Source organism: Streptomyces polygonati (genome assembly GCF_042650325.1).
In the GTDB taxonomy this organism is placed as follows: Bacteria; Actinomycetota; Actinomycetes; order Streptomycetales; family Streptomycetaceae; genus Actinacidiphila; species Actinacidiphila polygonati.
In genome coordinates this window covers 90,544-100,726 of sequence record NZ_JBHSBB010000034.1, presented here as the reverse complement: position 1 = coordinate 100,726, position 10,183 = coordinate 90,544, and the positions used below count along the sequence as shown (strand labels likewise).

8 protein-coding genes and 4 pseudogenes are annotated in these 10,183 nt (G+C 70.0%); 4 read left to right on the top strand and 8 right to left on the bottom strand.

Annotated features, from left to right (window positions below):
* The 3 genes from ACFO3J_RS32215 to ACFO3J_RS32205 form a co-directional block, all read right to left on the bottom strand.
* Positions 1-143: hydrophobic protein (locus ACFO3J_RS32215; RefSeq protein ID WP_386437176.1), on the bottom strand; the 143-nt coding region annotated here is incomplete at its 3' end.
* A gap of 171 nt (positions 144-314) precedes the next feature.
* Entirely contained in the window at positions 315-2,531 is a 2,217-nt protein-coding gene (tkt, locus tag ACFO3J_RS32210; protein ID WP_386437148.1) for a transketolase, read from the bottom strand.
* A 107-nt stretch (positions 2,532-2,638) separates the two neighbouring features.
* Positions 2,639-3,112, bottom strand: coding sequence for a hemerythrin domain-containing protein (locus ACFO3J_RS32205; protein ID WP_386437145.1), 474 nt, complete (start codon positions 3,110-3,112; stop codon positions 2,639-2,641).
* Between the two features lie 503 nt (positions 3,113-3,615).
* On the opposite strand from ACFO3J_RS32205, the gene ACFO3J_RS32200 reads away from it, so the two are divergent.
* Genes ACFO3J_RS32200 through ACFO3J_RS32190 form a run of 3 tightly spaced genes read left to right on the top strand, consistent with a single transcriptional unit; the run spans position 3,616 to position 5,887 of the window.
* Positions 3,616-4,377 carry a hypothetical protein gene (locus ACFO3J_RS32200; RefSeq protein ID WP_386437142.1) on the top strand — a complete coding sequence of 254 codons (762 nt, stop codon included), beginning with the start codon at positions 3,616-3,618 and terminating at the stop codon, positions 4,375-4,377.
* Positions 4,378-4,398: 21 nt separating this feature from the next.
* The gene (locus ACFO3J_RS32195) at positions 4,399-5,136 is read left to right on the top strand and encodes a class F sortase (RefSeq protein ID WP_386437139.1); all 738 of its coding nucleotides are present in this window, start codon (positions 4,399-4,401) and stop codon (positions 5,134-5,136) included.
* Between the two features lie 46 nt (positions 5,137-5,182).
* Positions 5,183-5,887, top strand: a complete 705-nt coding sequence (locus ACFO3J_RS32190) for a hypothetical protein (RefSeq protein WP_386437136.1) — start codon at positions 5,183-5,185, stop codon at positions 5,885-5,887.
* 176 nt (positions 5,888-6,063) lie between these two features.
* Here the strand turns inward: ACFO3J_RS32190 and ACFO3J_RS32185 are convergent, their stop codons facing one another.
* The 3 genes and pseudogenes from ACFO3J_RS32185 to ACFO3J_RS32175 all read right to left on the bottom strand — a co-directional run.
* The gene (locus tag ACFO3J_RS32185; RefSeq protein ID WP_386437133.1) at positions 6,064-6,651 is read right to left on the bottom strand and encodes an SMI1/KNR4 family protein; all 588 of its coding nucleotides are present in this window, start codon (positions 6,649-6,651) and stop codon (positions 6,064-6,066) included.
* A gap of 43 nt (positions 6,652-6,694) precedes the next feature.
* Entirely contained in the window at positions 6,695-8,296 is a 1,602-nt protein-coding gene (locus tag ACFO3J_RS32180; RefSeq protein WP_386437131.1) for an ISL3 family transposase, read from the bottom strand.
* 238 nt (positions 8,297-8,534) lie between these two features.
* Positions 8,535-9,068: pseudogene (locus ACFO3J_RS32175) on the bottom strand (aldo/keto reductase); the annotation flags it as partial.
* 90 nt (positions 9,069-9,158) lie between these two features.
* Between ACFO3J_RS32175 and ACFO3J_RS32170 the strand changes: the two are divergent.
* Positions 9,159-9,293, top strand: a pseudogene (locus ACFO3J_RS32170) (aldo/keto reductase); the annotation flags it as partial.
* A gap of 57 nt (positions 9,294-9,350) precedes the next feature.
* On the opposite strand, the pseudogene ACFO3J_RS32165 reads toward ACFO3J_RS32170, so the two are convergent.
* Both ACFO3J_RS32165 and ACFO3J_RS32160 read right to left on the bottom strand, forming a co-directional pair.
* Positions 9,351-9,590: pseudogene (locus ACFO3J_RS32165) on the bottom strand (carboxymuconolactone decarboxylase family protein); the annotation flags it as partial.
* Positions 9,590-10,180, bottom strand: a pseudogene (locus ACFO3J_RS32160) (aldo/keto reductase); the annotation flags it as partial. The pseudogenes ACFO3J_RS32160 and ACFO3J_RS32165, both read right to left, overlap by 1 nt.
* Positions 10,181-10,183 lie beyond the last annotated feature (3 nt).

The following is a 10,183-nucleotide window of genomic DNA, read 5'->3' as shown; positions in this document are numbered from 1 at the left end:
CCGCTGGAGTGGGTGCCACGCATGACAAATCCCAGCACCCAGACGACGAGCACGATAACGGCGACCCACCACAGAAGGTGGAGCGCGAAGCCCCCACCGAAAAGAATCAGTGCGAGCAGAAGAACGATGAGCAACGGTCCCATGATTATCAGCCTCCACAAAACCGTGTGCCCCCGAGCGGAGCACCCATGCAGATATCCGCTCGTTGTTCTTCCGGCAGCCCCGAGGACTTCGGCCCCTCCGGCCGGATTTCGCCGGCCGGTCCCGCCGAGCGGCACACCGGCCGGCGCCTGAAAGCCCGGCCGCCCGGGTCGTCAGGGGCGGTCGCCGGTGCCGCCGCTGATGGGGGCGGAGGTCTGCTGGTGGCCGCCGGGACGTGGTGCCCGCTGGGTGTCGCGGATGCTGTCGCGGGCGGCTGCGGCGACCGCTTCCGCGGTGATGCCGAACTCGGAGTACAGCCGCTGGTAGTCGGCGGAGGCGCCGTAGTGCTCCAGGCTGACGATCCGTCCGGCATCGCCGACGACCTCGCGCCAGCCCTGCCCGACGGCGGCCTCGACGCTGACCCGTGCCCGTACGGCCGGTGGCAGGACCTGGTCCTGGTAGGCCGGGGGCTGAGCGGCGAACCACTCCCGGCAGGGCATCGACACCACCCGCGCCGTGAGGCCGTCGGCCGCCAGCGGGGCGCGGGCGTCCAGGGCGATCCGGACCTCGGAGCCGGTCGCGACCAGGATGACGTCCGGTGCGGCGCCGTCCGCCGTGTCGGCCAGGATGTATCCGCCGCGAGCGGCCTCCGACGCGGTGGCGTACTCGCCGCTGTCCCGGTCCAGGACGGGCAGGTTCTGCCGGCTGAGGATGAGTGCGGCGGGGCGGTCGGTGTGTTCGAGGATGGTGCGCCAGCAGGCGGTGGTTTCGTTGGCGTCGGCGGGGCGGACCACGTCCAGGCCGGGGATGGCGCGCAGTGCCGCCAGGTGTTCCACCGGCTGGTGGGTGGGGCCGTCCTCGCCGAGGCCGATGGAGTCGTGCGTCCATACATAGGTGGCGGGCAGCTTCATCAGCGCGGCCAGGCGTACGGCGGGGCGCATGTAGTCGGAGAAGGTCAGGAACGTACCGCCGTAGGGACGGGTCAGGCTCTGCAGGGCGATGCCGTTGAGGATCGCGCCCATGGCGTGCTCGCGGATGCCGAAGTGCAGGGTGCGGCCGTAGGGGCCGCCCTTCCAGTCCTTGGTCTGGCGGTCGGCCGGCACGAAGGACGGCTCGCCGGTCATGGTGGTGTTGTTGCTCGAAGCGAGGTCGGCCGAGCCGCCCCACAGTTCCGGCAGCACCGGTGCCAGCGCGGACAGGATCGCGCCGGAGGCGGCGCGGGTGGCCATGCCCTCGGCGTCGGCGGGGAAGGCGGGCAGCGCGTCGGCCCAGTCGTCGGGCAGTCGCTGGGCCCGCAGGCGGTCCAGTAGCGTGGCTCGTTCGGGGTTGGCCGTGCGCCAGGCCGTGAAGGCCTCGTCCCACTCGGTGTGGGCCTGGTGTCCGCGGTCGGCGGCCTCGCGGGTACGGGCCAGCACTTCGTCCTCGACGGTGAAGTGCTGGTCGGGGTCGAAGCCGAGCAGGGTCTTGGTGGCGGCGATTTCGTCCCCGCCCAGCGCGGAACCATGGGCCTTGCCGGTGTTCTGCTTGGTGGGGGCCGGCCAGCCGATCAGGGTGCGCAGCATGATCAGGGAGGGGCGGCCGGTCTCTTCCCGGGCGCTGCGGGTCGCGGCCAGCAGCGCGTCGACGTCTTCGACGTAGGCGCCGGTGCCCGTCCAGTCGACGGTCTGCACGTGCCAGCCGTAGGCGGCGAAGCGGGCCGGGACGTCCTCGCTGAAGGAGACGTCGGTGTCGTCCTCGATCGAGATGTGGTTGGAGTCGTAGAAGACGGTGAGATCGCCGAGTTCCTGATGGCCGGCCAGTGAGGCGGCTTCGCCGGTGATGCCTTCCATCATGTCGCCGTCGGAGGCGATGGCGTAGACGTGGTGGTCGAAGGGGCTGGTGCCCGGTTCGGCCTCGGGGTCGAGCAGTCCGCGTTCGCGGCGCGCCGCCATCGCCATGCCCACTGCGCTGGCCAGGCCCTGGCCGAGCGGTCCGGTGGTGATCTCCACACCGCGGGTGTGCCGGTGCTCGGGGTGTCCGGGAGTGGCCGAACCCCAGGTCCGGTACGCCTCCAGGTCCGGCAGCTCCAGGCCGTAGCCGGTCAGGAAGAGCTGGATGTAGAGGGTCAGGCTCGAGTGCCCGCAGGACAGCACGAACCGGTCCCGGCCCAGCCACTGGTCGTCATTCGGGTCGTGCCGCATGACGTTCTGGAACAGCAGGTGTGCCAGCGGAGCCAGGCTCATCGCCGTCCCGGGGTGGCCGTTGCCGACCTTCTGCACCGCGTCGGCCGCCAGCAGCCGCGCGGTGTCCACCGCCCGCACATCCACCACGTCCCAACCGGCGCGCTCGGCCACCGGCTCTGTCACCGACCGGGTCCGCTGGACCGCTCTGCCCGACTGCTCACTTGCCATGCTCTGCTCCTTCGGAAAACCGTAGGCGAAAAACCTCCCGGAATGCGCACCTCAAGGTGCGGGGCGAAGCCGGGGATCTTCGACCCGCCACGCGGTTCCGGCGGTCGTCATTCGCGGGCGCTGGGGACCTTGAGGGGATCGCGAGGGGCACCGGGCTTGGCGGCCGTGAGCTGTTCGCCCAGCTCGACCAGCTGGTTGCGGCCCATGGCGGAGCGGACCTGGGGGAACCACTCCTGCTCCTCCTCCTCGACGTGATGGCGCACGTTCTCCATGAGAACGGTCATCTTGGCGTCGAAGCGCTCGTCCTTGGGGTCGAGGCCCGCCAGTTCGGAGAGCATCCACAGCACGACGTGGTGCTCCTCGACGCTCTCCAGGACGTGGTCGGTGGTGGCCGGTACGGCCGCGCGGGCGGCTGGGTAGAAGATCTTCTCCTCGATCCAGGTGTGGACGGTCAGCTCCTCGATGACCTTGTCGGCGATACCCCGCTTGGTCTTGTAGGCGCTGTCGCCGGCTTGCTCGAACTCCTTGAACAGCTTCTCCACCGTCTTGTGGTCGTCCTTGAGCAGCACGATCGCGTCCATCAGGCCTACCTTCGCGTTGTCGGGCACGTCCCGCCGGAACACGGGGTGCGGTCGTTCCTGGAATGCCGAAACGTCAGCGGCTCCCGAACGCCGCCTACCCTGCCAAGGGCGACCGACCCGCCCGAAGCAGACCGGCAGTCCATCAGCGTGGGTACCCGTCGGCTGCGGAAGCGTCGCGATCACCGTGGGAGGCGGGCCCAGCGCATCACTCCCATTCGCTGCCCCAGAGCGGGCAGGAAATCGCGGTGATCCGCGGCCTGTGCGAATCGGCACCAATCCGCGGGCCTGCCGGCTCCGAATGACTCCTGAAGGGCCGGGCAGCGGGCGATCGCCGCTGGTCCTCCCCAACGCAGCGACATACGGCCCATGACCCCGGCCGTGAGGGCGTGTCAGCCCACATCCGACAGACCTCTACGTCGGATGGCGAACAGTCAGGCAGGACTTCCGTTCCGGTGAGCCCGCGGCCAGCGCCGCGGCCCGGGGCCAGACTGAGAGTGGTCATCATGAACAAAGCAGTTCTCTCCGCGGCAGCGATAGCCGCGCTCGGTATCACGGCGGCCTTCCCGGCCCTGGCCGCGGCCGACAGCGCGGGTTCCGGCAGCCTGCAGACGACGCTCAACCCGGTGCCGACGAACCACGTCACCGGCTCCGGCATGGCCAGCGTCACCCTCAACGGCGACCGGGCCACCGTGGACGTCACCGTCTCGGGGCTGCTGGCCGGGGTCCCGCACGCGATGCACATCCACGTCGACGGCCAGGGCATCTGCCCCCCGGCCTCAACAGCGACGCAGCTCAACGGTCACACCGCGATCAACACCACCGACGGCATGAAGTCCTACGGAATGATCGGGACCTCACTGACCACCACCGGCGACACCACCCCCGCCAGCGCTCTGGCCGTCACCCGCTTCCCCATGGGCTCCTCGTTCCACTACCACCGCACCGTGACCGTCACCAACGACGTCGTCGCCAACCTGAAGGCCGGCAAAGCCGCCATCGTCGTGCACGGCATCGACTACGACGGCAGCGGCAAGTTCACCGACGTGCTCGGCGCCAGCGAACTGGACCCCAAGCTGCCGCAGGTCGCCACCGCCCCGGCCCTGTGCGGAGTGCTCAGCGCCATGCCCACCGGCGGCGCGGCCACCGGCAGCGGCCCGGCCGGCCACAACTCCACCGACACCGACCTGCTGGCCGCCGGCGGCGCCATGGTCGCCGCGGCCGGCGGTACCTGGCTCCTGCGCCGCCGCACCACGCAGGGCTTCTAGGCATCAGCCGGTCCTGACGCCATGTCACTGATGCAGCGCATCCTGCGCGGTGGCCGCCGCGGCCTTGTCGCCGCGGCGGCCACCGCCGTGCTGGCCGCCGGCGGCGGCGCCACCATCGCCATCGCCCTCACCGACCAACCCGACCAACCCGACCAGCCACCGCAGCCGGCACCCGCCGCTGCCGGCACCCGCAACCCCACACCCCCGCCGGCCGCCCCGCCCCCGGACCGCGCGGATCAGGCGCCCACCGGAACCGCCACCGCCTCCGCACGGCCTGACGCAGGGCCGAGCTTGGTGCTCCCCGCCTCGGCACCCACCTCCCTGAGCATTCCGGCGATCGGAGTGCGCAGCGGCCTCCTGCGGCTGGGCCGCAACACCGACGGCAGCGTGCAGGTCCCCGGGCAGCCGCTGAAGGCCGGCTGGTACCGGAATTCCGCCACTCCCGGACAGATCGGGGCCTCCGTCGTGCTCGGGCACGTGGACTCCGAACAGACCGGCCCCGCCGTCTTCTACCGCCTGGGCGCCATGGTCGCGGGCGAGAAGGTGACCGTGACCCGGGCGGACAGGAGCACCGCGACGTTCACCGTCACCGCGGTGCGCGAATACCCCAAGGACCATTTCCCGACCCTGGACGTCTACACCACCCCCAGCACCACCCCACAACTGCGCCTGATCACCTGCGGTGACTGGAACCCCAGCACCCACTCCTATCTGGACAACACCGTGGTGTTCGCCGCCCTGACCTCGGTCACACGCTGAGGGCCCACCGCCGTATCCGTCCGCCGCCACAGGCCAGCCCGCCGCCGTGGCCGCGTCCGTCCACTGGGCCGCACACCTCATCGCCGCCGCACCCGTCCTGACGAGCACAGCCTTCGCCCTCGGCCAACTCCTCCTCGGGGCAGGGCTGCTGTGGGCGCGCACCGCCCGCTGGTCCCTGGCCGCCTCCATCGGCCGGGCCCTTGCGGTGTGGTGGCTCGGCGAGGGCCTCGGCGGCCTGGCCAGCGGCCACGCCCTCCTGCAAGCGCTGCCCGGCAACGGCGCAGTACAGGCCCTCGCCTCCTCGGCCGACGACGCACCCGGACCTCTTGCCTCCCTGGACCGCACACTCGCCTCCGCCCTGGGCGCGCACAGCACCGCGGTGACGATCACCGCAGCCGTGGTGACCGCAGCGGTGGGCCTGACCGCCCTGGCACCACGGCCCTGGCGCACCGCAGCCGCATGGAGCGGCATCGCCCTCGCGCTGCTGTTCTGGGTCATCGGGCAGGGCGCGGGACAACTCACCAGCGGACAGTCCACCGACCCCGACGCCGGCCCCCTGCTCGTCCTCCTCGCCACTGCCGTGCTCAGCACCCAGGGCACACCCAGGATCCGCGAGAGCATCCCCGAACCCCGAAACCCAGCGCCAGGACAGCCGGCATCCATGCCCGTCCGGCGACGCCACCCGAGCGTCGCACGCCCCGCGCCCGTCACATCCGCAACCAACCATCCGCTCGGCGAAGCCGCTCTATGACGCAGAACTGCCGACCCGACCGGCGCGCAATCATCACAACCCGATCCTTGACGGGAACGCACCTGCTCGTCTGATGCCCGCCATGCTCAGCGACCGGCCGGCCTCATGCATGCCCAGTGTGGCTTTGTTCACGGGAACCGGTTCTGGCTCACTTTCCGTGGAGTGGTTACGGAAAGTCAGATCTTCGGGGCCATGCGATGGCGGTTTGGATGGGCGCGAAGCTGGGGTGAGGTGAGTTCGAGGGTCCGGTTGTCGCGTCCGGCGCTCATGTGGTTGAGCCAGCGTTCGTACCAGTCGAGGAAGTCGGTGGCGGAGGAGACGTTGGGGCCCCAGAACCCGTCGCTGTTGCCGATGAGGACGCGGCCGGTGAGGGGACCAGTCACCGCGATGATGCATACGTCGGTGCAGCCCATCTCGATGACGTGGAGGAAGAGGTCGCGTTCGTGTCTCCCGGGTTCTGCGTCGTTGAATCCGCGGGGTGCCCCCGGTTCCTCACGCGGGTTCATGACCAGCAGGGAACACCGCTCCAGCGGCATGAGGCCGTAAAACGGCGCCGCGCCTGAGCCGCCGATGTGCGTGAGGAACTGCCGGTAGGCGTCGGGCAGGGCGATGTTGTGCTCGGCCTCGAACGCAGCGACGCGTGCTTCTGCCAGCTTCGGACCGAGGCGGAACTTGTGTTGCTCTTCTCCGAAGGAGTGGCTGCGCAGTGGTTGGAACGGGATCGCAGCCAGCTTGCGACGCAGGCGGGATATGCGGGGATCCATGGTGCTTCTTCTCTCGTCCCCGTCACCCTATGGGTGGCTGTGGTCAGCTGGCCAGAAGAACCCTCTTCCTCAGGAGAGCGAAGCCGGCGCGGCCGAACATCTGGCGTTTGAGCATCTTGATTCGGTTGACGTGTCCTTCGACGACGCCGGAGTTCCAAGGCAGGGTGAGCCCGGCCATGACGGCATCGCGGTCACGTTCGATGCCCGCGGCGAGAGTGTGAAGGCTGGGGAGATCATCGCGCCGGACGCCGTCGAGCCACTGCGGCAGCCGCTCACCCTGGCGCTCGGTGAGCATCTCGGCGAAGGACCGGACGTGAGTGGTGAGGGCGTCGAGTTCGGGGCAGTGCACCAGGACGGCCTTGAGCCGAAGATGATCGATCTCCGGTAGGGTCTCGGGGCGCCGGAGGATCCAGCCAGCAACGACTCGGGGTGACGGCGGCCGAGCCGTGATCGGGTTAGGAGAGGTCCTCTTCTCCCGGAAGTAGGCGCGAACGCGCTGGTAGCTGCCCTGATAGCCGAGTGGCACGATCTCCTCCCATACCGTCCAGGCGTTGGTGCAGCCCTGGTTCCAGCGGTCATCCAGGTACGGCTTGAACGCGTCCAGCTTGGACGGCCGGCCCTGCAACTGCCCGCGGAAGAGGTCCTCCGGGGTGGCTGCGTCGGCGAAGAGTTTGACGGTGCGCGAGGTCATGCGGAGTTGGCGGCCGATCGCCCTCCGACTGAGTCCTGCGGTCAGTAGTTCGTGGACAGTCGCGTGGTTGGCTCGGGTTCGGTCGGCGAAGCGGTGCCCCCTTGGCCAGGGCGATCCGGACGGGTCTTCGAACTTCTCCGGCTCGGGGGCAGGCTGGGCTGGATCTGGTGCCAGCACCCGCAGGCATCCGCGGTGGTCAGCGACGCATCGCTCGGCGGCTTCGCTGAGGTTGTGCCAAAGGTGCCACCTGTCCGCCACCTGCACCGCCTGGGGTGCCCCGGCGGTGGCGCCTTCGGCGAAGAACGGTGCCCGATCGCGGCAGACCACTTCGACCCCTGGCCGCTTCGCGAGCCAAGCGGCCAGGCTGGAGGCTTCCCGGTCGGGCAGCAGGTCCACCGGGCGTCTGCTTTCGACGTCGACCAGGACGGTTCCGTAGTGGCGGCCTTTGCGGGTCGCGTACTCATCGACACCGACGACGCGAGGGGCGGGAACTTCCGGGTCAGGCAAGGACTCGACCAGCCGCAGCACCGTGCTGCGGCTGACGGACAAGCCGAAGACTCTCGCTATGCGGGCCCCGGCTCGACCGGCGAGCGCAAGACCGACCGCGGCCAGCGTCGACCGCAGGCGCTCGGTCCGCCGGCCGTATCGACGAGTCAGCCCCGGCATCTGCTCGACGAGGGTTCGGCGCCCGCACGAGATGGCCGGGCAGAGGAACCTGCGGACCCGCAGGCAGAGGACGACCCGTCTGCCACCGCTCGGCACATCAGCAGGAAACCGCAGGTAGGAGCTGTGAATCCGCCGAGACCAGCCTCCACAGCCACGGCAATCGAACCCGGCCACCGTGCTCTGGGCCTCGATGCGTACCGCCTCTTCGTTCACGTCGACCGACAGCACAGCCACGTCTGCGATCGACGGAAACGGCAACTCCTCCAGCCGGAGCACTACTTCTTCCACGGGCCGAACTGTCAGCTACACCGCCCTGGGGACGGATCATTTTCAGGCAGCTTCCCAAAGGTCCGCCCGCCCGACGACCATCACTCAGCGTGGCGATCCACGGAAAGTGAGCCAGAACCCGGGATTCAGCGGCAGTTGATTGCTCCTGAGAATCGAACGCGTCGTGTCTTCGCGGCACGGGGCGCCTGGTCCTGCGGGCGGCGCCTCGGGCCATTGAAGCTGGCGGGCAAAGGAGGGGTCAGGCTTCGGGGATGTCGCGGCCGAAGGTTTCCAGGGTGATGGCGGCGGGTTCGGGGCCGCCGCGTACGCCGGTGTCGAGCTGGTTGAGGGTTTCGAGTTCGGCGGGGGTGAGCTGGAAGTCGAAGACGTCGATGTTCTCGGCGATCCGCTCGGGCCGGACGGATTTGGGGATGGCGGAGCGGCCTTCCTGGAGGTGCCAGCGGAGCATGATCTGGGCGGGGGTCTTGCTGTGGGCGGCGGCGATGGCGGTGATGGCGGGGTCGTCGAAGGTGCTGGTGCCGATGGCGCGCACCCTGCCGTCGGCGAGGAGGGTCTCCAGCGCGCGGTACGCCTCGGTGGTGAGGTCGAAGCGGCCGGGGAGGGCCTGGTGGAGGATGAGCAGGTCGATGGTCTCGACGCCGAGCTTGCCGGCGCTCTTGTCGAAGGCGTGCAGGGTCGGGTCGTAGCCGTAGTCGTTGATCCAGACCTTCGTCTGGATGAAGACCTCGTCGCGGGGCAGGCCGGAGTTTCGGATGGCGTTGCCGACTTCGCGTTCGTTGGCGTAGGAGGCGGTCCACCGCGGACCACCAGCAGCGCTGAGGAGCATCCCGTGCAGCACCTGACCCTGAACAACGGCGTGACCATGCCCGCCCTCGGCTTCGGCGTCTTCCAGACACCCCCCGACGTCACCGAACCAGCCGTCACCTCCGCACTGGAGACCGGCTACCGGCTCATCGACACCGCGGGCGTCGGCGGCTGTTGCGGTGACCTGGGCCAGGACGGTGGTGGCGCTCATCGCGGCGGGCCAGCCGGCGTAGAAGGCGAGGTGGGTGATGGCCTCGGCGAGTTCGTCGGTGCTCAGGCCGTTGTCCAAGGCGCGGTGCAGGTGGCCGGTCAGCTGGGCGTCGCGGCCGAGGGCGACCAGGGCTGCGACGGTGGTCAGGCTGCGGTCGCGCGGGGAAAGGCCCGGGCGCTGCCATACGTCGGCGAACAGTACGTCGTCGGTGAGGTCGGCCAGCTTGGGGGCATGCTGGCGCACCAGGTCGGGTGCCACACGGGGGCTGGTGCCGCTCATCAGCGCTCCATCATCTCCATCTGCGCCGGGTTGTGGGTCTGTCCGGCGGCCGGGGGAAGGGCGCTGAGGCGGGACAGTTGCTCGTCGGTGAGCTGGAGGGCGTCGGCGGCGGTGTTCTCCTCGACGCGCTGGATACGGCGGGTGCCGGGGATCGGGGCGATGTTCTCGCCCTGCGCGAGCAGCCAGGCCAGCGCGACCTGTCCGGGAGCGGCGCCGGTCTCGGCGGCGATGGCGGCGACCTGGTCGGCCAGGCTCAGGTTGTGCTGGAAGTTCTCGTCGGCGAAGCGGGGGTTGTCGGCGCGGAAGTCGCCGGCGGCGAACTGCTCCGGGGAGCGGATCGCGCCGGTCAGGAAGCCGCGGCCGAGCGGGGAGAACGGCACGAAGCCGATGTTCAGCTCACGCAGCACCGGCAGGACACGGGTCTCGGGGTCGCGGGTGAACAGCGAGTACTCCGACTGCACCGCGGTGACCGGGTGGACGGCGTGCGCGCGGCGGATGGTGTCGGGCCCGGCCTCGGACAGGCCTATGTGCCGTATCTTGCCCTCGGCCACCAGCTCGGCCAGCGCCCCGACGGTGTCCTCGATCGGCGTTGC